We start from the raw sequence: 19,248 nt of genomic DNA, 5'->3' as shown, positions 1-19,248 counted from the left end.
CTCTGGTTTCAATTGCCCTACGAGAGGTCCTTCTCATGGAATCCCTGCCCCTTGAATCGGTGCCGACACCGGCGAGCGCCGAGCTGCGATCCCGGCTGCGCACCGACATGACCACGCGCGCCGCCTATGTCTCAGACGCCTCGATCTTTCGGCGTGTGCCCGCCGCGGTGCTTGAAGTGCGCAGCGAGGCCGACGTCGCCGAGGCCCTGGGCTACGCCGCGGAGGAGGGTCTGAGCGTCACCATGCGTGGCGGCGGGACCTCGGTGGCGGGCAACGCCATCGGCGAGGGCCTGATCCTCGACACCTCGCGCCACTTCAATAAGATCCTGGAAATCGACCCGGTTGCCCGAACCGCGCGCATCCAGCCAGGGGTGATCTGCGATGCCCTGCGCGATGCGGCAGCCGAATTCGGATTGACCTACGGACCGGACCCCTCCACGCACAGCCGCTGCACGGTGGCCGGCATGGTGGCGAACAACGCCTGCGGGTCGCACTCGCTGGCCTGGGGTACGGCGGCGGACAACGTCGAGTCGGTCAAAGTCATGCGGGCCGACGGCTCCACCGTCACCCTCGGATCAACCGGCTGCGATGACCACGGGCTCAATGTCGAGCTGAAGAAGCTGCGGGATGCGAACCTGGCCGTGTTGCGCACCGAATTGGGACGCTTCCCCCGTCAGGTCTCCGGCTACGGTCTGCACTACCTCTTGCCGGAAAACGGGTTCAACACCGCCCGCGCCTTCGCCGGCACGGAGGGCACCTGCGGCATCATCACCGAGCTCACCGTGAAGCTGGTGGAAAAACCCAAGGCCACCGCACTGGCAGTGCTCGCCTTTGAAACCGTTTTTGATGCGGCCGCCGCGGCCGCCACCATGCGCCGTCCGGGTATCACCACGGCGGAGGGCATGGGCGGGGACCTGCTGGACGCACTGCGTTCGCGCCCCGGCCAGGAGTTTGCCGGCTCCGAGCTTCCGGGCATGGGCGGACCTTACGGATCGATCGAGCGCGCCGGGGGTTGGCTTTTTTGCGAAACCGCGGGGGACACACCGGAGGCCGCTTGTGCCATCGCCGAGGCGCTGGCTGCCGAATACCTGGCCGCGGATAAAACCGCCGCGATCGACGCGGTGGTCGTCACCGAGCATGCCTCGGTCCGGGCCCTGTGGCGCATCCGCGAGGCGTCCGCCGGCATCGTGACCCGGCTCCCCGACGGTGGGGAGGCTTGGCCCTCTTGGGAGGACTCGGCAGTTCCGCCCGAGCATCTTGCCGACTACCTGCGAGACCTCTACGAGCTGATGTCCGAGCACGGCCTGCGCGGCATCCCCTTTGGGCATTTCGGCGAGGGATGCGTGCACGTGCGCATCTCCTTCACCCTGGGGACCGAGGAAGGCGTTGCGGTCTTCCGTTCGTTCATGGAGGCGGCGGCCGAGACGGTCGCCCGCTACGGCGGATCGCTTTCCGGCGAACACGGGGACGGCCGCGCCCGCTCCGAACTGCTGGACCGGATGTACAGCCCCGAGGCCATGGACGCGTTCAAAGGCTTCAAGAAGATCTTCGACCCGACCGGCCTGTTCAACCCCGGGGTGCTCATCGACCCGGAGAAGATCGATGACAGGCTGCGCCCGGGACCCGGGCAGCGCAAGCACGAACTGCTGCCGGTCCACGTCCTCTCCCGCGATCGCGGCTCGCTGGTCAACGGCGTGAACCGCTGCGTCGGGGTGGGACTGTGCCGCTCGGACGAGGGGGCTATGTGCCCCTCCTTCCAGGGAACCGGCGACGAGGTGCACTCGACCCGGGGCCGGGCGCGGGTGCTCTCGGAGATGTTCCGCGGCGAATCCCTGCCCTCGGCCTACAAATCCGAGGAGGTCAAGGAGGCGCTGGATCTGTGCCTGTCCTGCAAAGCCTGTGCCTCCGAATGCCCGGTCAACGTGGACATGGCCACGTACAAGAGCGAATTTTTGCACCGCTTCTACGAGAAGCGGCTGCGTCCCATGGCCCACTACACCATGGGCTGGCTGCCGGTCCTCACCAGGGTCCTGCACCTGGTTCCGGGGGCGGCCGGTGCCACCAACGCCCTGTTGCGGCTGGGGCCGGTCGAACACCTGGTCAAGAAGCTCGGCGGGATCGAACCGACACGCAAGATGATCTCCTTCGCCCCCGAATCCCTGCAGGCCTGGTACCGGAAACGCGGCCACGCCCCTGCGGGCACGGGCAAGACCGTGGTGCTCTGGCCGGACTCCTTCAACAACCACCTCGACACCGGCCCCGGCAAGGCGGCCGTCGAGGTGCTCGAGGCACTCGGATACACGGTCATCATCCCCGACGGATTCGTCTGCTGCGGACTCACCTGGCACTCCACCGGGCAACTGGATGCGGCCCGCAAGGTCATCCGGTACACCCTGAAGGTCATGGAGCCGCTGCTCGAGGCCGGCTACCCGGTCATCGGGCTCGAGCCCTCCTGCACCGTGATGCTCGGACACGAAATCACCGAACTCGTCCCGGACGATCCGCGCGCAGCCGCCCTGGCCGCCGCGGTGGTGCCCTTCGGCGAACTGGTCGCCCGGCACGTGCCCGCCGACCGTAAACCCAGTGCGGCCTGGCCCTTCGGCACGCTGGACGTCGGCGCCGTTTCGCAAGTGCACTGCCACGAACGTTCCCAGGGCGACCATTCGCCCTCGGCCAAGGTGCTCGCCTCCGTGGGCATTGACGAGCGCGAGATCGAAACCGGTTGCTGCGGGTTGGCGGGCAACTGGGGCTTCGAGCCCGGGCATGCCGAGCTCTCCCGCACGCTCGGCGAGCGCGAGCTCTTCCCCGCGATCCGGGGGCGGGCCAGGGGCGATTTGGTGCTGGCAGACGGCTTCTCCTGCAGAACCCAGATTTCCGAGGGGACCGACGCCTCGGGCCTGCACTTGGCCCAGGTGCTTGCCGCAGCACGCCTGGATCCCGCGCGAACCTAACTGCCGGACAACCGGCCCGGGAACCCCCAAAGGCCGCACGCACACGCCTTGTGCATCGATGCGCATTGCGTGGCGGGAGAGACCGGGCAATACTCGGCCTAGTGCACCGCGCATTGCCCGACCCCCGGAGGTAGACGACATGGCCGAAAAGCCGGCACCCACCCCCTATCCGTCATTGGTCACCGGACTGGCGGGCAAGCGCGTCCTGGTGACGGGAGGTGCCGGGGGACTCGGCGCGGCCATGGCCCGCACGCTGGCGGCCCAGGGGGCGCACGTAGTCGTGGCCGACCGCGACGGGGCCGCGGCCGATGCGCTGGCGCAGGAGGTAGGCGGGGAGAGCTGGGAGGTGGACTTTCTTGACACCGCCGCGCTCGAGTCGTTGAAGCTGGAGGTGGACGTGCTCGTGAACAACGCCGGGGTGCAAACCATCAGCCGCGTCCAGGACTTTGAGCCAGCAGCTTTCCGCCGGATCCTCACCCTGATGCTCGAGGTCCCGTTCCTGCTCACCCGTGCCGCGCTGCCGCATATGTACTCGCAGGGGAACGGGCGCATCATCAACATTTCTTCCATCCACGGACTGCGCGCCTCCGAATTCAAGTCGGCCTACGTTGCGGCCAAGCACGGCCTGGAAGGGTTTTCCAAGGCCGCCGCCAGGGAAGGCGGGCCGCACGGGGTGACCAGCAATTGCGTGAACCCGGGCTACGTGCGCACCGCAATGGTCGAAGGCCAGATCAGGGACCAAGCATCCACCCACGGCATCGCTGAGGGCGCGGTGCTGGAACAGGTTATGCTCACCAAAAACGCCATCAAGCGCCTGGTCGAGCCGCACGAGGTCGCCTCGCTCGTCGCATTCCTGGCCTCCGAGCAGGCGGCGATGGTCACCGGGGCCTCCTACGTGCTCGATGGCGGGTGGAACGCCTGATGCGCGCCGCGATCCTGCGCGAGCTGCCGGGGGCCGGGAGCTATGCCGAAAGCCGGCCGCTGGCCATCGAGGAACTTGCCACACCCGGGCCGCGGGCCGGGGAGGTGGGCGTGGACATCATCTACTCCTCGCTGTGCCACTCGGACCTCTCGGTCATCAACGGGTCTCGGCCCCGCCCGCTGCCCATGGCACTGGGCCACGAGGCGGTCGGACGCATCGCTTCCCTGGGCCCGGGAGTGGACCACCTCGACGTCGGCACCAAGGTCGTGCTGGTCTTCGTGCCCGGCTGCGGCACCTGCCGTGCCTGTGCCGCCGGACGCCCCGCCTTGTGCCACCGGGCAGCGGTGAGCAACACCGCCGGGGACCTGCTGCACGGAGAGGCGCTGCTGCGCGGGCCCGGCGGCGAGCGGATCAACCACCACCTGGGCGTCTCCGCCTTTGCGGACCACGCGGTGGTGGCGGTCGAATCCGTGGTGCCAGTGCCGGAGGATGTCCCCGATGAGGTGGCTGCCATGTTCGGCTGCGCGGTGCTCACTGGCATCGGGGCCATCAGGCACACCGCGCGGCTTGAAGCGGGCCAGTCGGTGATTGTTTACGGGCTGGGCGCCGTGGGGCTGGCTGCGATCATGGGCGCGGTGCTTGTCGGTGCGGGAAGCATCATTGCCATCGACCCGAACACGGCCAAGCATGACCTGGCACTTGCCGCCGGGGCCACCGCCGTGGGGACACCGGAACAGGCCCGGGCACTCGTTTCCGCGGCCACAGGGGACGGGGTCGACGTGGCGATCGAGGCGTCGGGCTCGGCCCGGGTGATCGGCGAGGCTCTTCAGGTGCTGACCCGCGGCGGGGCGGTCATCTGTGTGGGGCTTCCTCATCCGGAGGCCGAGCTCACGGTGCCGGCGCTGACGTTCGCCGGGGCGGGCAAGCGCCTGCTGGGTTCCTACATGGGCGATGCCAAGCCAGCCGAGGACATTGCCTACTTTGTCAAAGCGTGGCGCGAAGGCAGGCTCCCGGTGGAATTGCTACACAGCGACACCCGACCGTTGGAGGAAATCAACCAAGCCCTGGACGCACTGGCCGAGGGCCGGGTTATCCGCCGCCTGCTCAAGCCCTGAACGGGTCGTGCGCCGCCTTAGGCCCGGGGTCGGAGGCGGCTGCGCTGGCCAACCGGGAATCTGCGGTACCGGCCGGCGTCTTGTTCAGCGACACGCCATGGCGGGCTGGGTGACAGGCATGGTTCCGGTTTAGTTGTTGTCGCCCAACTCTCCACCTCGGCCTGAACGGCCGTGGATGACTTTCCCGAAGGACAAGTCGCGGAGCGGACGCGGCGGATGCCCAACAGCTGGTCGACCAAGGTGGTCAGCAGTCAAGCGCGGTAAGCATTAGAGGGTTCCAGCCGGTATCCTGGACCAGGTTGCGGGCCTTTGCCGTCAATGCTCAGAAATCACCACCCGGATACACTCCTTCAGGCAAGGTGAAGCATGCAGAGCCAGATGCAATACGAATTGCATTCGGGTCATCCCTGACGATGATGTAGGACGCTGCGGTGTGTGGAGAGCGTAGCTGCACCCGATAATTTCCAGTGATGCTGAGATCTGTTTCGATGGTGAAGCGGCTGTCCTGGTACTGCGCTTCAATCGCCTTGACGAGAGGCTCTGGTTCTGTCCCCTTGCTCAGAGTGACGGTTGTCGCCCCATTCCAATTATGTTGTGTCTCGCTGCAGCTGAATAAAGTACCGGTTTTCCCCTGGTCGATCTTCACCACTTTGTCTTCGGGAATCAGCCGGGCGATCTCCAGTTCCAGGTCTTGTGTCTGGGCCTTGGCCTCCTGCCACGTCAACCCGTTCCCCACAGGTGCGCCCTCTTTCGTTGTCGTCGATTTGGACGGTTCACCAAACTGATCACTGGGTGCGCACCCAGTGATACCAACCAGCACCAGCACCGCACCGACGGTCAGTCGCAACGGATTCATTTCTTCACCAGCTTTTCCATCTCCCTGAGTACTTTCTTATTGCCTTGGCGGTTAGAAGCGATAAGCGTGTGATTGTCCAACGAGTCGCCTTCGCCGAAAGGCCTCGTGTAGCAATGGCTCGCAAAAGCCTCATGGGGTACTTGGTACTTTAGCGTGGGCGAGGCGTCGCTACGGCACCGGTTAAAGGTCTGTGGGAGCCACGCACACACGCGACTCCCACAGGAAACAACAGATCAAACCCGACTTAGTTCCCGCGCTTGATCCATTCGTCCAGGTTCGGTGCCTCGGCGCCGATGGTGGTGGCATCCCCGTGCCCGGTGTTCACCACGGTGGTGGCCGGCAGGGCGAGCAAGCGTTCGCGGATCGAGTCGATGATCGTTTCGAAGCTCGAGTAGCTGCGCCCGGTGGCACCGGGTCCGCCGTTGAACAGCGTGTCGCCGGAGAACAGGGTTCCCAGCGACTCGGCGTAGAAGCAGGTCGATCCGGGGGAGTGCCCGGGGGTGTGCAGCGCCACCAGGGTGGTCCCGGCGACCTCGAAGGTGTCGCCGTCCTTGATTTCCGCGTCCGCGGTGGTGCCCGGGAAAATCGCTTCCCAAAGCATCGTGTCGGCGGGGTTCAGGTGGATCGGTGCCTCGACCAGGTCGGCGAACGCACGGGCATAGCGGATGTGGTCGTCGTGCCCGTGGGTCAGCAACACGGCCTTGACCGCGCGGTTGCCGACGGCCTGCTTGATCTTGGACGGCTCGTGGGCGGGGTCGATGACGAAGACCTCGTTCTCGTCCCCGATGATCCACACGTTGTTGTCCACGTCCCAGGTTCCCCCGTCCAGGCTGAAGGTACCGGAGGTGACCAGGTTTTCAATCTGCGCGCTCATTAGAGTTCCACCACCGAACGCAGGACCTTGCCTTCGTGCATCTTGGTGAAGGCTGCCTCGACGTCGTCCAGCTTGATGCGTTCGGTGACAAACGCGTCCAGGTCCAGGCGGCCGAGCTTGTACTGCTCGACCAGCATCGGGAAGTCGCGGGACGGCAGGCAGTCGCCGTACCAGGACGACTTCAGCGACCCGCCGTGGCCAAAGACATCCAGCAGCGGCAGTTCCAGCTTCATCTCCGGGTTCGGCACACCCACCAGCACCACGCGGCCGGCGAGGTCGCGGGCGTAGAACGCCTGCTTGTAGGTTTCCGGGCGGCCCACCGCATCGATGACCACGTCGGCGCCGAAGCCGCCGGTGGCGGCCTTGATGCCCTCGACGGCGTCATTGGTCTTGGAGTTCACGGTGTGCGTGGCTCCCATGTTCTTGGCCATGGCCAGCTTGTCGTCATCCAGGTCCACCGCCACGATGGTGGTGGCCCCGGCCAGCTTCGCCCCGGCGATCGCGGCAATGCCGACGCCGCCGCAACCGATGACCGCGACGGACTCGCCGCGCTTGACCTCGCCGGTGTTCATGGCGGCCCCGATGCCGGCCATGACGCCGCAGCCCAGCAGGCCCACGGCGGCGGCGTCGACGTCCTCATCGACCTTGGTGCACTGGCCCGCGGCGACCAGGGTCTTCTCGGCGAAGGATCCGATGCCCAGGGCCGGCGAGAGCTCGGTGCCGTCCTCCAGGGTCATCTTCTGGGTGGCGTTGGCGGTGTTGAAGCAGTACTGCGGGGTGCCCTTGGCACAGGCGCGGCACTGCCCGCAGACAGCACGCCAGTTCAGGATGACCCGATCGCCAACCGCGACGTTGCTGACGTTCTCGCCGATCTGGCTGACCACCGCGGTGGATTCGTGGCCCAGCAGGTACGGGTAGTCGTTGCCGATCCCGCCGAGCTTGTAGTGCAGGTCGGTGTGGCAAACACCGGCGGTCAGTACGTCGACGACGACCTCGCCGGGCCCCGGGTCGGGAACGATGATGGTCACCGTCTCAACGGGAGCATCCTTGGCGCGGACGATAACGGCCTGGACTTTTTGTGACATGTCACTCCAATTCTTGCGGACGGTCGCGCGCATGCGCGACAAAAAAATGCTTAACGCGGAAGGGGTGCCTCCTGCCTTTCGGCAAGTGGCACCCCTCCATCCAAGCACAGCCCGACTAGACGCGCTCGAGCACTTCCTCTATCCGCGGATTTGTTGCGGCGGTTCCGTCGGGGAATATCAAGGTCGGCACGGTCTGGTTGCCGCCGTTGAAGGCCTCCACCAGCTCGGCGGTCCCCTCCACTTCCTCGATATTTACCTCGGTGTAGCCGATCCCCTTGGCATCCATGAGGCGCTTGAGGTTGCGGCAATAGCCGCACCACGAGGTGGTGAACATCGTGACGGCGCCGGCTTCGGGAATGTACGGGGCAAGTTTTTCATTTTCGCTCATACCCCACGTAACCGAGGACGTGAGAGTCTTATTCCATGTGCGGACGATTTGTGATGGCCAAGGCAATTGGCGACCTGGTGGCCGAAGCGGAAGCCGAGGCGGATGCGAACCTGGAACTGCGGCAATCCTGGAACGTGGCCCCGACCACCGACGTGCCGATCGTGCTCGAGCGGCTCGTCGAGGGGGCGGTGCGCCGGCAGGTGCATGTGGCCAAGTGGGGTCTGGTGCCGGGGTGGGCGAAGGACCCCGCCGTGGGAGTGCGCGCCTTCAATGCCCGTAGCGAGACCGTGATCGAGAAACCGACCTTCCGGTCCGCGGTGGCCTCCAGGCGTTGCGCGGTGCCGGCCGAGGGCTATTACGAATGGCTGGCCGGGGACAGCCCCAAGGCCAAGAAGCGCCCGTTCTATGTGCATCCTGCCGACGACTCGCTGATCTTTTTTGCCGGGCTCTATGAATGGTGGAAGGACCCGTCCAAGGACGACGGGGACCCGGAGCGGTGGCTGCTCTCGACCACGATCCTCACCGCTCCCTCCCCGGAGGCGGACTCGGAGTTGCCGGTCCTGCAGGAATTGCACGGTCTGCACGACAGGTTGCCCATCCCGCTGGCCAAGGATTCGCTGGCCGAATGGCTGGATCCGGAAAACAAGAACGCCGCCGAGCTCGTGGAGATGGTGCGCTCCGGGGCCGCGACGGTGGCCTCGGGCTGGGAGCTGCGCGAGGTCGATCCGGCGGTGGGCAACGTGCGCAACGACGGCCCCGAACTTATCGAGACGCACTCGGGACTTTTCTAGACTTCAGCTTCCGTGGTGACCGGCGGGTGACGCTGAAGTTTTCGCAGACGGTGGACGGTGCGGACCGTCTTGATCTCCGACTTCCACTCCGACTCCGTAAGCGGGACGCGCAGCGGCTTTGCTGCAGGCCACTTGATCCTCTCTCGCGCGATATCGAGCCTCCAAGTGATGATCCAAGCCACCACGATTGCCGTACACCGGGTTATCAGGACAGCTGGAAACGTCGGTTCCACTCCAAAAAAGTCCAGAAGTCCGCTTGCCCCAAAGAAAACGGCAACAGCCAAGCCCACAGTGAAACCAGTGGCAAGCCGCGAATATCCCCGGACCCGTCGCCGCGCCATCTCCAGAAGATCCTGTTTGTAACGGCCATCAAGCGTTGCGGCTTCGCTACGCAAGGTAAGGCACTTGTTGTTGGTTGAATCCAGTTCCGTTCGTGCGTCGGCAAGCTGCTTCGTGATTTCTTGAAGGTGGGCCAGGGAACTTGCTGCCTTTTGCTCAGCCTTGGCTTTCAATCCATTACTGAATTGCATATCGTGCGACTTGGATATTGCTGAAGCTGCCGCACTCGGTGCCACGAATGATGCCCGCGCCACCCGATCTGCCAGGAAGACATCGTCCTTGTGGCCAATGGCCGTAATAACGGGAACTTCGGAGGCGGCAATCAGTTCAGCGACAATTTCATCGTCAAACACCTGCAGCTCGGACCAATGTCCTCCTCCGCGCAGCAGAACGATCATTCCATAACGGTGTTCATGAGCTGAATGGATCAGCGAGCGCAAACGGTCCGGTGCCTTGTCCGTGCTCCACGTTATCGCTTGGTATGTGATTTTTGAGCGCTGGGAGTGGTGGCGCACCAGTTGGCGTTTGAAATCATTTGTCCCACGGGTATTCTCGGGAGCAATGACCATTACCCGTTCAAGATTGGCATGCGGGACGGGAACTCCGGAGGTCGAATCGATATGGACCAGATCGTGCTCGAGGTGAAGACGAGGATGGCCAGGATAGCGGTCCCTGAATCGTGTAAGCAGTTCCATCTGGTCGCGGTGGAACTGGCCGTTGCGTATTGAGGGTGAACTGATTTCGAGAGTTCGCAGTTGGAGGCGGTTGTTCCACATCCGAGTTTCGCCTCGTACTGTCAAGCCCATTCCGTCGGTCAACACCTTCTCGAGGGATGAACCGCCTTCGGTGAAGCCTTTGTCAATGCGTTTTTGTCCGTCGGGCCATATTCGACATGGAAGGAAGTGGACGCTCCCGGTGACTGCATCCTTGGTGACCAGATCGAAATTCCAGGAGGAGTCCGGCCACTGTCGTGCATCCTTGCATTCACCGGTGATCGAGTAAACCCTCCCCTTAATCGAATCTTGAATGAACTTGCTGAGGTCCCCCGCGGATATTGTTTCGGGCGGGAAATCAAGTGGATTGTTCATGTCCGGGCCCTCTCGCCGGTGGCTGCTGACGGATGCTGCGAGTGTATGGCAGAGGCTACCGAAGAGGGTGGACAGATAGCAGATTCGGCACTGCCAGAGGCCAAAGGATGGAACCGAAATGCGTAGCGGCATTGCAAGTCGATGCCGACCTGCAGGCATGTCATGCCCCACGGTTCAACCGAAGCGGAGGCACCCAGGGGAACATGAAATTGTCAGCGATATCACCTGTCGGACGGAAGTCAGCGACCGGCGGCCAAGGCCACCAGCGCACCGCGGCTTTGCACCCCGCCGGCCGAGGGTAACGCCCCGGCCGCTGGCGTGACGACGTCCGGGTCCTGCTACGCACCACTGCGTATGGCACACACCGGAAACGTGGTGAACACTGGGAGGTGTCGGCGCGAAGGGAACGCGCCACCAAACTCGGAGGAATCGGGCATGGAAATCAAGACTTGGGGGATCCGTGCCGCTTCGGTCGTCGGAGCCGTGGCACTGCTGACGGCCCCGGCGGCGCCGGCCCACGAAAGTTTCAAGGAGAGGTAGTCGTATCTGGCCTATGCGAAGCAGCTGCAAGAGAAGGGGGCGGTGGATCGCGTTGGATGATCCGGCGAACCGGTTCATCATCCCGAGGGTCGCCCCGAACTGCGTGGGCAAGGTAGATCTCGTCTCCTCCCTAAAACCGTGGATGGAAGAGGAAGGCATTTCGCACGTGCCCGTGATCTACAACAACTCCAACATCTCCCCGGCATGGTCGCCGGGAAAATCGTAGGCACCGTCGGGCTGCTGGGGGAGCAACCCGCATTCCTGGGCGCGGAGGACCGCCGACAGACGGTCCACCGCGCCCAGCTTTCTATATAGGTTCTCTTGGTGCTTGTGGATCGTGCGCGGTGATACACAGAGACGGGCAGCGATGCCATTTGCCGTGCGCCCCTGGGCAACCAGGGCCAGAACCAGCTGTTCGCGCGCGGTCAGCGGGTGCTCTGGTGCGGACACCGGGGCGGTCAACAACGACTCGAGCATGCGGATGTGTGCATCCAGGCCGCGAACAATCGGCTGGATGGACCGGGCAGACTCTTGGTCGCGCTCAAGGTAGGCGCCGTCACTGACAAATCCGTAGGTAGCTGATTCCGGCCCGACGGTGGCCAGCGGCAGTGAGAGCTGGTGGATGCTGAGACCTAGCCTGTCGATCATGGACGCCGCGAAATCTGAGACCGGCCAGCCTCGCTCCGCTGCCTGGCGAAGCGTCACCGGCGCGGGGTCGCCGGTGACGTTGTGGTAGGCGAACACCGGGTGGTCACTACCGGCCCGCTCCACCGCCAACGGCCAGTCCGAGGTGTCAAGCGCCGCGTACTGGCCGAAGATGGATGGCCCGCCGATTCCGCCGTTCATGGCCAACGGGGCACGGACCGCCGCGAAGGCACGGAACGAATCCAGCAGAGCCTCGTGCAATTGTTGACGGGCAATCCCCGGGTCGCTTTCCTGCAGGATCCCGGCGGCAGTATCGAGCCATCGGTCCCGCAACCGGTCGGAGCTCTCCATGCAGGCTTTCCTTTCCCCCAGTAAGCCGCGACGGAAGTACACGTTGGTGCTAGGTTACGCCCCTGTGCGCCCGGACGGGAGAGCCGGCGGGGAGCAGACGAGATGGACCGGGGAAACGAGGGGGACCATCGGAAGTGGAGGGGGCCGGACTTGAAGACACGCGCTGCGCCGCAAGGCACCGCCAGTGCGCTTCGCGGTTATGGTTCAAGAGTGCCTAGGTCTTGGTAAGCCAGCAGTTGAATTGGTGTTTGCAACCTTTGCCGGCACCCGAATGAAGGGACATCATGGAACTCAAGGACCTCCTGAAGGAATTGGATGCGGGCCGCACGATCACGGGGGACTCGCCGTTGCATGTACTGATGCACCGGGTCAGCCAGGAAGCGCTGCACATCACCGGTGAGCTCAACAGCGGCTACCGGGAGCCGGACCGCGTTCGGGAGCTGCTGGCGCAGCTGACCGGAAGTCCGGTTGACGAATCCGTGACGCTCTTTCCGCCCTTCAACGCCGACTTCGGGAAAAACATCACCCTCGGGAAGCGGATCTTCATCAATGCCGGGTGCAAGTTCCAGGACCAGGGCGGGGTGAGGATCGGGGATGACACCCTCATCGGGCACAACGTGGTCATCGCGACGCTGAACCACGACCTTGCACCGAGCCGACGCGCGGACATGATCCCGGCACCTGTCGTGATTGGCAGGAATGTGTGGATCGGATCCAACGCCACCATCCTGCCGGGGGTGCACATCGGGGATGATGCCGTGGTGGCCGCAGCCTCGGTCGTCACCAAGGACGTGCCAGCAGGAGCCGTTGTGGTGGGTTCCCCCGCACGGGTGGTGCGCTCGGTCACCGAGTAGGACCGCCCGGCTTCGGCGCGGTCGCCATGCCGTGCCGGGGTGGCGCTGATAATCTCGATCGCATGAAGCAGTACGAGCTCGAGGTGCTCACCGCACTGCGCCGCGCCAAGGACATGATCGACCGCGACTACGCGAAGCCCCTTGACGTCCCCACCATGGCGGCCAGGGCCATGATGTCCCCGGCGCACTTCTCCCGGCAGTTCAAGTCCGCCTACGGGCAGAGCCCTTACGCCTACCTGATGACCCGGCGCATCGAGCGTTCCATGGCGTTGCTCAGGTCCGGGATGAGCGTCACCGACGCCTGCATGGAGGTGGGGTGTACCTCTCTGGGATCCTTCAGCACCAGCTTCACCCAGATCACGGGCGAAAGTCCCAGTGGATACCGGAACCGGGAACATACCGCGGTGGAAGCCATGCCTGCCTGCATTGCCAAATCCGTGACCCGTCCCAAGAGCACCAGGATCCAGCGGTACTAGCAGCTTTCATCCCCCTTCCGGCGCCGGATGCTCGCGGATGGCCGCATGGACCGGCGCTCGCCGAGGGACACCGTGACCGGCCGCGCCCGGTAGGCAGTGGGGAGTCTTAAGCCATTCTTCGATATCGAGCAGGATCCAAGAAGCGCACCCGGGGGCTTGGTGCCTATCGTGGAGCCATGGATATTTCACTGCAATACTCACACATCACCGTCAACGACGTCGACGAAGCGATCCCGTTCTACCGCGACGGGCTGGGCCTGAAGGTGGAGAACGACGTGGCCTCGGGCGAGCACCGCTGGGTCACCCTGGCCTCGGACACCCAGCCGGGGCTCGGAATCGTGCTCTCGGACCCGCACGCGGGGCGATCGGAAGCCGACGGGGACACCATGCAGGAGCTCCTCACCAAGGGTGTGCTGCCGATGACTGTCTTCAGCACCAGCGACCTTGACGCGCTCTTCGAGCAGGTTCGCGCCACCGGGGCCGAGGTCCTCCAGGAACCCATTGACCAGCCGTGGGGCCCGAAGGACTGTGCGTTCAGGGACCCCTCGGGCAACATGATCCGCCTTTCCCAGCGCTAGGCAAGCTCCGTCTGAGAACCGCAACGGGCAGGGGCATCGTCGTGCTGACGATGCCCCTGCCCGTTGCCGTGGCCTGTGTGCCTACCGGATCGGCGGGTACGGCCCGATGGGTTCGGGTTCGGTCGGCGGGTAGGGGGGTTCCGGCGCTGGCGGATGTGGAACGGGGCCCGGGTCCGGCGGCGGCTCGTTCGGCGGACCCGGTGGAACGCCGTCGGGTTCGGCCGGTTTGACCGGGGGCTCGGGAGGCTGTGGGATTGTCATGGTCACTCACTTTCTTCCGATAGTGGAGGCAAGGCCAGTGTATGGCGAGCGCCGGTGCCGGCGTAACCCCCGGAACGGCATGTAGCATCACCGCGTCGCGGCCAATGCGCGGCGGCGATCGTGCAGCACCAGCACGAAGACCAGCCCCATCGGCACGCCAACCACGATGGCCGCTTCGCCGGCCAGGACGCGGCCGACAGGTGCTCGGGAGAGGGCCGTGCGTCGGCGCGGGTGTCGGGCAGGGTGCCGGAGAGGTTTTGGGCGATAAGGATCCCGGAGGCGAGCCATGTCGCCGCCATCGGCGGAAGGAACCTCAAGCGCGCCCGGACACGTCGAAGGCTATGGGACGGCCCGGTCGGCCTCCATTGCCCGGGGCTGGTTGCCGCCGTGTCGAGGCGGGCCCGATGCCGCGGCATGCGCAAGGTAGGTACGTTCCCGGTACCCGGTGGGGCTCACCCCGAACCGTCGCTTGAAGGCCGTGCTCAGGGCGAAAGGGCTGCCGTACCCGACCCTGGCGGCGATCTGCGTGGTGGTCAGCCGGGGGTCGGCGAGCAGCTCGCTGGCGAGCAGCATCCGCCAATTCGTCAGGTAGGTCATGGGTGGTTCGCCGACGCCGGCGCGAAACCGGCCGGCAAGGGTCGCTCGGGACACGTTCAGGCGCTGAGCGAGGGACTCAAGGTTCCAGGCCTCGGCGGGGAATTCGTGAAAAAATTCCAGTGCCCGGGCGATCAGCGGATCCGTGCCGCCGGCGAGCCAGCCACGTGCGGTGTCGGGATGGAGCGCCGCCCACGCGCGGATCGAATGCACCAGAAGCACATCGAGCAACCTGTCGATGGCGCTGCCTTGCCCCGGCGCGTCGCTGGTGATTTCACCTTCCAGGAAACCCAGCAGGGACGGACTGACGTGGCCGGCCGGAACGACGGCGATGCGGGGCAGTGCCGTCGTCACCGCCGCGCCGATTTCCGCGTCGGTTTCATAGGTGCCGATCAGCATCGTGGTCTGCCCGGCGGAGGCGTTGCCCCAGGTGCGTATCCCGTGGTTCATGCTCGTTTGGAGATCCCTTCCGGACGGGGAAGTGCACCGCTGGCCGGGATGGATGAGGACATCCGGGATGCGGGACGGATCATCCGACACCGTATAGGGGTCCGGGCCACGAACGATTGCCACATCACCCTGCCGCAATTCGAATCGTTCATTCCCGGCTTCCAGCCACGCATTGCCCGACATCATGGCGATGACAGTCAAGGGCGCCCTGTCCTGCACGTTGATGGACCAGTTCGGGGCCATGACCACGCGGAGGGCAAAGGCGCGGCGCGCCCGGGGGCCGTCGAGCAGGTGGGTGAGTGGATCCATGCGCCCACTCTAGACGATCGCGTATGGATCTCCGCTGTGGAACTATTCAAAGTGTGAACCGGGTGCCGTTGACTGGTGCCATGACCAATACAAATGTGCTTGTCCTCGGCGGTACCGGTCGCACCGGAAGCCGCATCGTTGGCCGCCTTCGCGACCGCGGCATCCCGACCCGTGTGGCCTCGCGGCAGGGTGGCAGTCCGTTCCGGTGGGACGACCGTTCAACCTGGGATGCCGCGCTGCGGGGGGCCTCGGCCGCCTATGTGTGCTATTCGCCGGACCTGGCCTTTCCCGGCGTGGCCGAAATGATCGGGGAATTCGCCGAGCGGGCACGGAGTCTGGAAGTGAATCGCCTGGTGCTGCTCTCGGGCCGCGGGGAGGAGGGGGCCCGCGCCAGCGAGAAGGCAGTCCAGGAAACGGCGGCGGAGTGGACGATCATCCGCTCTTCGTGGTTCGCCCAGAACTTCAGTGAACACTTCCTCCTCGGACCCACCCTGCGCGGACGGCTGGTGCTCCCCGCGGGGGATGTCCGTGAACCCTTCATCGACATCGATGACCTGGCCGAGATCGCGACCGCCGCGCTCGTCGAGGACGGTCATGCCGGGGTCCTCCATGAGGTGACCGGTCCGCGCCTGTTGTCCATGCACGATGTTGCGGCCGAGATCTCCGCTGCCGCGGGACGAAACATCGAATATGTGCCAAGCACGGCGGAAGAGTTCGTTGCCGACGTCGCCCGCGACGGAGTGCCGCACGATGATGCCCGGCCGCTGGCCGAACTCTTCGAGTCGATCCTCGACGGGCGCAACGCCTCCGTCACCGCAGATGCGGAATCTGCCCTGGGCCGGCCCGCGACGGACTTCGCCGACTATGCCCGCCGAACTGCTGCCATCGGAATCTGGAACCCACGCATCGAGTCGCGCGCATGAGCGGCACACTCATCACCGCGGTTACCGCCACGTCGGCCGTCTGCGCCGGGGTGGCGGGCGGGGTGTATTTCGCCTTCTCCGCAATCGTCATGCCCGCACTGCGTGCCCTTCCCGCCGACCACGGAGTTGCAGCGATGCGGCGCATCAACACCGGCGCGGTCCGGCTGCCCTTCATGACCGTCTTCTTTGGGGGCGCCGCCGCCTCGGCCGCGGTGGTGGTCGCGGAACTCGTCTCGGACGCGTCCGCCCCGGGAGCGGGACATCGCATGGCCGGTGCCGGACTGGCCCTTGCCGCCTTCGGCATCACCATCGTGCGCAACGTCCCGCTCAACAATGAACTTGCCCGAAACGTGCCCGAGGGCGTGGACGCCGCGGCACGATGGAGCGCATTCGACAGGGGGTGGAGCCCGGCCAACCATGTACGGGCAGCGGCCTCGCTAGCGGCAGTTGTCGTTTTCCTGGATTCCCTGGCAAGAACTGGATGACCAACCCCCGTGCCGTTATCCGCCGAAGGGTCCTGGGCCGTTTCGCACGGCCAATGCGGTGAAGCGCGGCGGCTGGCCCAGCGTCGCGCTCTGGCAGCGGCATTGGCGCCGTCCCGCACCAATGGTTGTTCCCGCGCATGGCTGCCGTGGTCCACCACGCAGGAGCGGGTACCACCGCGGCGGGTCTGCGCGCCGGTGCACCGACGGTCAGCGTGCCGATATACACGGACCAACCGTTCTGGGCCGCCAGGATCACATCCCTCGGCGCGGGCCCGCAACCGGTTCCCTACAAGGAGCTCACCACCGAACGCCTGGCTGCTGCCATCAGGCAGGCCACCGCGACGCCGGCGTATGCCGCACGCGCGCGCCACCTGGCGGCAGTGCTCGCATCGGAAGACGGAACCGCGCCAGTCGTGGCAGCACTACGGGCTGCCGGCAAACAGGGGTAGCTCCGCAGGACTCTTTTCCGTAGGTGTGGACGTAAAATGGGAGGGCCAGAATCCCATGAAGGATGGTTCCCATGTCACTTTCAAACAGCCCGTTGACCACCATGATTCCCGTCACCGATGCGGGGCGGGCGCGGAAATTCTACGAAGACTCGTTGGGTCTGCCTTTCCGGGAACAAGGTCCGGACGGCAACTTTGTTTTCGCGCTTGACGGCTCCGGATCGCTGGCCCTGTTCAGCGACCCCGAGGCGAAACCATCCCCGCACACCGCGGCAAGTTTCGAGGTCAAGGACATCCCCAAGGTCATTGACGAACTCGAGGGCCGCGGCGTGGTCTTCGAGGACTACGACTTGCCGGACCTGAAGACCACCGGCCACATCTGCGACCTGGGCTCGGAGAAGGCGGCCTGGTTCAAGGACCCCGACGGAAACATCCTCTGCCTGCACGAGAACACCGCATAGTCTTCACTTAGCTCCTGGCTCCTGGCTCCTGCCGTTGGCGAAGGGTGGCAGGTGCCAGGAACTGCTACGTCGCGCACTGGAAGCGAAGTTCGTGCCCGTCGGGATCCTTCACGTGGGACAGCACCCAGCCGATGGTCCCGGGGTGGACGCCGGGATGGAGTTCGCCCAGGGAGGTCAGCCGGTCGGCGAGTTCTTCCAGTGCCTTGCGGTTTGGCGCGCCGAAGGCAAAGTAGTCGAAACCCGCCACCGTGGACGCCCGCTCCGGGTCGAGCCACAGCCCAAGCGCCGGACCTCCCCGTGGATGACTCATCAGCAGCCCGGTGACGTTGCCGCCGTCGCGGAATTCCATGACTTGTTCGTAGCCCAGACGGCTCTCGTACCAAGTGCGGCTGCGTTCCAGATCCGTCACCGGAAGCTTCACGTGGTGGACTCCGTCAAGTTCGGGAACCTCGGGATTCATGGGCTTGACCTTTCGTCAGCGGACAATTCCACGATATGTCCGCAGGCGGCAAAAGCACAGGGTGCAGATGCGTATGCGGTTGCCTGCAAGGATGGCAGGATGTGGTTATTACCGGAAAGCTTCTTGGACGGTTTCGCATGAAGGGGGAAAACCATCAAAAAAAACATTCAGGGTGCCGTTGACGCGACCGAACAGGCCTCGAATTCCCGGGCCTTTGTAGCGGTCGCGAGAGCCGGTTTCGTGGTCAGTGGCATCTTGCACCTGCTGATCGGGGTCATCGCCATCCAGTTGGCCTTCGGGGAATCCGGGGAAGCCGACCAGGATGGGGCGCTTGCGCAGCTTGCCGCCCAGCCTGCAGGGTACGCCTTGCTCTGGATCGGCGCGTCCGCGTGCCTTGCATTGGGTTTGTGGGAAGCCAGCGGTGTGGTCTTTGGCTACCGGAACGCGCCGGCAAAAAAACGAATGGGCAAGAAGCTGGCTGCCGCCGGGCGGGGAGTCGTATTCCTTGCCTTGGCCGCGAGCTTTGCCTCCTTTGCCCTGGGCAACCGCAAGGACAGCGGTGAATCCACCAGTGATGCCTCGGCCCAGGTCATGCAGATGCCCGGCGGTCCGCTGCTCCTGATGGCCGTGGGCGCCGGCATTGCCATCACCGGAATCGTGTTTGTCGTCAGGGGCCTCATGAAGTCCTTCACCAAGCAGGTGGAGCTGCCCGCTTCAGGAACCTTGCGCAGGGTCACCGAGGTCGTGGGTGTTGTTGGCTACGTGGCGAAGGGCATTGCGCTTTTCCTGCTCGGGCTCTTGTTCATCGTGGCGACGTTGCAGGCGAACCCGGAGGAGTCCACGGGGCTGGATGGCGCGCTCAAGTCGGTGCGGGCGCAGCCCTTCGGGGTCTACGTGCTCGCCTTCATCGGGTTCGGGCTGGGATGCTATGGGATCTTCCTGATCTTCAAGTCGCGTTTGGCGAAGATGGACTGAGGCCTTGCCCCGGTTTGTCCGCGGGGACATG

General features: G+C 65.0%; 20 protein-coding genes. 12 read left to right on the top strand and 8 right to left on the bottom strand.

Annotated elements, in window-relative coordinates; all coding sequences use genetic code 11:
* Positions 1-35: 35 nt before the first annotated feature.
* The 3 genes from OIU93_RS05220 to OIU93_RS05210 all read left to right on the top strand — a co-directional run bounded on the left by OIU93_RS05220 (position 36) and on the right by OIU93_RS05210 (position 4,988).
* Positions 36-2,951, top strand: a complete 2,916-nt coding sequence (locus OIU93_RS05220; RefSeq protein WP_264269029.1) for an FAD-binding and (Fe-S)-binding domain-containing protein — start codon at positions 36-38, stop codon at positions 2,949-2,951.
* 139 nt (positions 2,952-3,090) lie between these two features.
* The gene (locus OIU93_RS05215) at positions 3,091-3,873 is read left to right on the top strand and encodes an SDR family NAD(P)-dependent oxidoreductase (RefSeq protein ID WP_264269028.1); all 783 of its coding nucleotides are present in this window, start codon (positions 3,091-3,093) and stop codon (positions 3,871-3,873) included.
* A complete protein-coding gene (locus tag OIU93_RS05210; RefSeq protein WP_264269027.1) occupies positions 3,873-4,988 on the top strand; it encodes a zinc-binding dehydrogenase in 1,116 nt (371 codons plus the stop codon). The genes OIU93_RS05215 and OIU93_RS05210 overlap by 1 nt, the downstream gene beginning before the upstream one ends.
* A gap of 322 nt (positions 4,989-5,310) precedes the next feature.
* On the opposite strand, the gene OIU93_RS05205 is transcribed toward OIU93_RS05210, so the two are convergent.
* The 4 genes from OIU93_RS05205 to OIU93_RS05190 form a co-directional block, all read right to left on the bottom strand.
* The gene (locus tag OIU93_RS05205) at positions 5,311-5,844 is read right to left on the bottom strand and encodes a hypothetical protein (RefSeq protein ID WP_264269026.1); all 534 of its coding nucleotides are present in this window, start codon (positions 5,842-5,844) and stop codon (positions 5,311-5,313) included.
* A 244-nt stretch (positions 5,845-6,088) separates the two neighbouring features.
* The gene (locus OIU93_RS05200) at positions 6,089-6,718 is read right to left on the bottom strand and encodes an MBL fold metallo-hydrolase (RefSeq protein WP_264269025.1); all 630 of its coding nucleotides are present in this window, start codon (positions 6,716-6,718) and stop codon (positions 6,089-6,091) included.
* The gene (locus OIU93_RS05195) at positions 6,718-7,803 is read right to left on the bottom strand and encodes an S-(hydroxymethyl)mycothiol dehydrogenase (RefSeq protein WP_264269024.1); all 1,086 of its coding nucleotides are present in this window, start codon (positions 7,801-7,803) and stop codon (positions 6,718-6,720) included. The genes OIU93_RS05200 and OIU93_RS05195 overlap by 1 nt, the downstream gene beginning before the upstream one ends.
* A 115-nt stretch (positions 7,804-7,918) precedes the next feature.
* A complete protein-coding gene (locus OIU93_RS05190) occupies positions 7,919-8,191 on the bottom strand; it encodes a glutaredoxin domain-containing protein (RefSeq protein WP_264269023.1) in 273 nt (90 codons plus the stop codon).
* Positions 8,192-8,226: 35 nt separating this feature from the next.
* Between OIU93_RS05190 and OIU93_RS05185 the strand changes: the two genes are divergently transcribed.
* Entirely contained in the window at positions 8,227-8,982 is a 756-nt protein-coding gene (locus OIU93_RS05185; RefSeq protein ID WP_264269022.1) for an SOS response-associated peptidase, read from the top strand.
* Here OIU93_RS05185 and OIU93_RS05180 read toward each other — a convergent pair.
* Both OIU93_RS05180 and OIU93_RS05175 read right to left on the bottom strand, forming a co-directional pair.
* Positions 8,979-10,409 carry an exodeoxyribonuclease VII large subunit gene (locus OIU93_RS05180; protein WP_264269021.1) on the bottom strand — a complete coding sequence of 477 codons (1,431 nt, stop codon included), beginning with the start codon at positions 10,407-10,409 and terminating at the stop codon, positions 8,979-8,981. The genes OIU93_RS05185 and OIU93_RS05180 overlap by 4 nt on opposite strands.
* Before the next feature lie 717 nt (positions 10,410-11,126).
* The gene (locus OIU93_RS05175; protein ID WP_264269020.1) at positions 11,127-11,945 is read right to left on the bottom strand and encodes a helix-turn-helix transcriptional regulator; all 819 of its coding nucleotides are present in this window, start codon (positions 11,943-11,945) and stop codon (positions 11,127-11,129) included.
* Positions 11,946-12,229: 284 nt separating this feature from the next.
* On the opposite strand from OIU93_RS05175, the gene OIU93_RS05170 reads away from it, so the two are divergent.
* From OIU93_RS05170 to OIU93_RS05160, 3 genes are all read left to right on the top strand, one after another.
* The gene (locus OIU93_RS05170; protein WP_264269019.1) at positions 12,230-12,799 is read left to right on the top strand and encodes a DapH/DapD/GlmU-related protein; all 570 of its coding nucleotides are present in this window, start codon (positions 12,230-12,232) and stop codon (positions 12,797-12,799) included.
* Positions 12,800-12,861: 62 nt separating this feature from the next.
* Positions 12,862-13,275: a helix-turn-helix domain-containing protein gene (locus OIU93_RS05165; protein WP_264269018.1), complete on the top strand. Its 414-nt coding sequence runs from the start codon at positions 12,862-12,864 to the stop codon at positions 13,273-13,275.
* A gap of 176 nt (positions 13,276-13,451) precedes the next feature.
* Positions 13,452-13,853, top strand: coding sequence for a VOC family protein (locus tag OIU93_RS05160; protein WP_264269017.1), 402 nt, complete (start codon positions 13,452-13,454; stop codon positions 13,851-13,853).
* A 600-nt stretch (positions 13,854-14,453) separates the two neighbouring features.
* On the opposite strand, the gene OIU93_RS05155 is transcribed toward OIU93_RS05160, so the two are convergent.
* On the bottom strand, positions 14,454-15,467 hold the full coding sequence (locus tag OIU93_RS05155) for an AraC family transcriptional regulator (RefSeq protein ID WP_264269016.1): 1,014 nt from the start codon (positions 15,465-15,467) through the stop codon (positions 14,454-14,456).
* Between the two features lie 80 nt (positions 15,468-15,547).
* On the opposite strand from OIU93_RS05155, the gene OIU93_RS05150 reads away from it, so the two are divergent.
* The 4 genes from OIU93_RS05150 (at position 15,548) to OIU93_RS05135 (ending at position 17,782) form a co-directional block, all read left to right on the top strand.
* Complete coding sequence (locus OIU93_RS05150; protein WP_264269015.1) at positions 15,548-16,390, top strand: NmrA family transcriptional regulator; 843 nt, start codon at positions 15,548-15,550, stop codon at positions 16,388-16,390.
* Positions 16,387-16,875 carry a DUF1772 domain-containing protein gene (locus OIU93_RS05145; protein WP_264269014.1) on the top strand — a complete coding sequence of 163 codons (489 nt, stop codon included), beginning with the start codon at positions 16,387-16,389 and terminating at the stop codon, positions 16,873-16,875. Before OIU93_RS05150 ends, OIU93_RS05145 begins: the two co-directional genes overlap by 4 nt.
* Before the next feature lie 101 nt (positions 16,876-16,976).
* Positions 16,977-17,324 (top strand): glycosyltransferase, encoded by a 348-nt coding sequence (locus OIU93_RS05140; RefSeq protein WP_372342876.1) that lies wholly within the window; start codon positions 16,977-16,979, stop codon positions 17,322-17,324.
* Between the two features lie 71 nt (positions 17,325-17,395).
* Entirely contained in the window at positions 17,396-17,782 is a 387-nt protein-coding gene (locus tag OIU93_RS05135; RefSeq protein WP_264269012.1) for a VOC family protein, read from the top strand.
* Positions 17,783-17,846: 64 nt separating this feature from the next.
* Here OIU93_RS05135 and OIU93_RS05130 read toward each other — a convergent pair whose 3' ends face one another.
* Positions 17,847-18,242 carry a VOC family protein gene (locus tag OIU93_RS05130; protein ID WP_264269011.1) on the bottom strand — a complete coding sequence of 132 codons (396 nt, stop codon included), beginning with the start codon at positions 18,240-18,242 and terminating at the stop codon, positions 17,847-17,849.
* A gap of 240 nt (positions 18,243-18,482) precedes the next feature.
* Between OIU93_RS05130 and OIU93_RS05125 the strand changes: the two genes are divergently transcribed.
* Entirely contained in the window at positions 18,483-19,217 is a 735-nt protein-coding gene (locus tag OIU93_RS05125) for a DUF1206 domain-containing protein (RefSeq protein ID WP_367281559.1), read from the top strand.
* Positions 19,218-19,248 lie beyond the last annotated feature (31 nt).

It is taken from the genome of Paeniglutamicibacter sp. ZC-3 (assembly GCF_025847175.2).
Taxonomy (GTDB): Bacteria; Actinomycetota; Actinomycetes; order Actinomycetales; family Micrococcaceae; genus Paeniglutamicibacter; species Paeniglutamicibacter sulfureus.
Note: the sequence above shows the minus strand (reverse complement) of the source record. Positions and strands in the feature narration are given on the sequence as shown.

Coding starts and splice junctions, on each gene's coding strand:
- OIU93_RS05220 (WP_264269029.1), top strand. CDS start 36: ATGGAATCCCTGCCCCTTGAATCGGTGCCGACACCGGCGAGCGCCGAG.
- OIU93_RS05215 (WP_264269028.1), top strand. CDS start 3,091: ATGGCCGAAAAGCCGGCACCCACCCCCTATCCGTCATTGGTCACCGGA.
- OIU93_RS05210 (WP_264269027.1), top strand. CDS start 3,873: ATGCGCGCCGCGATCCTGCGCGAGCTGCCGGGGGCCGGGAGCTATGCC.
- OIU93_RS05205 (WP_264269026.1), bottom strand. CDS start 5,844: ATGAATCCGTTGCGACTGACCGTCGGTGCGGTGCTGGTGCTGGTTGGT.
- OIU93_RS05200 (WP_264269025.1), bottom strand. CDS start 6,718: ATGAGCGCGCAGATTGAAAACCTGGTCACCTCCGGTACCTTCAGCCTG.
- OIU93_RS05195 (WP_264269024.1), bottom strand. CDS start 7,803: ATGTCACAAAAAGTCCAGGCCGTTATCGTCCGCGCCAAGGATGCTCCC.
- OIU93_RS05190 (WP_264269023.1), bottom strand. CDS start 8,191: ATGAGCGAAAATGAAAAACTTGCCCCGTACATTCCCGAAGCCGGCGCC.
- OIU93_RS05185 (WP_264269022.1), top strand. CDS start 8,227: ATGTGCGGACGATTTGTGATGGCCAAGGCAATTGGCGACCTGGTGGCC.
- OIU93_RS05180 (WP_264269021.1), bottom strand. CDS start 10,409: ATGAACAATCCACTTGATTTCCCGCCCGAAACAATATCCGCGGGGGAC.
- OIU93_RS05175 (WP_264269020.1), bottom strand. CDS start 11,945: ATGGAGAGCTCCGACCGGTTGCGGGACCGATGGCTCGATACTGCCGCC.
- OIU93_RS05170 (WP_264269019.1), top strand. CDS start 12,230: ATGGAACTCAAGGACCTCCTGAAGGAATTGGATGCGGGCCGCACGATC.
- OIU93_RS05165 (WP_264269018.1), top strand. CDS start 12,862: ATGAAGCAGTACGAGCTCGAGGTGCTCACCGCACTGCGCCGCGCCAAG.
- OIU93_RS05160 (WP_264269017.1), top strand. CDS start 13,452: ATGGATATTTCACTGCAATACTCACACATCACCGTCAACGACGTCGAC.
- OIU93_RS05155 (WP_264269016.1), bottom strand. CDS start 15,467: ATGGATCCACTCACCCACCTGCTCGACGGCCCCCGGGCGCGCCGCGCC.
- OIU93_RS05150 (WP_264269015.1), top strand. CDS start 15,548: ATGACCAATACAAATGTGCTTGTCCTCGGCGGTACCGGTCGCACCGGA.
- OIU93_RS05145 (WP_264269014.1), top strand. CDS start 16,387: ATGAGCGGCACACTCATCACCGCGGTTACCGCCACGTCGGCCGTCTGC.
- OIU93_RS05135 (WP_264269012.1), top strand. CDS start 17,396: ATGTCACTTTCAAACAGCCCGTTGACCACCATGATTCCCGTCACCGAT.
- OIU93_RS05130 (WP_264269011.1), bottom strand. CDS start 18,242: ATGAATCCCGAGGTTCCCGAACTTGACGGAGTCCACCACGTGAAGCTT.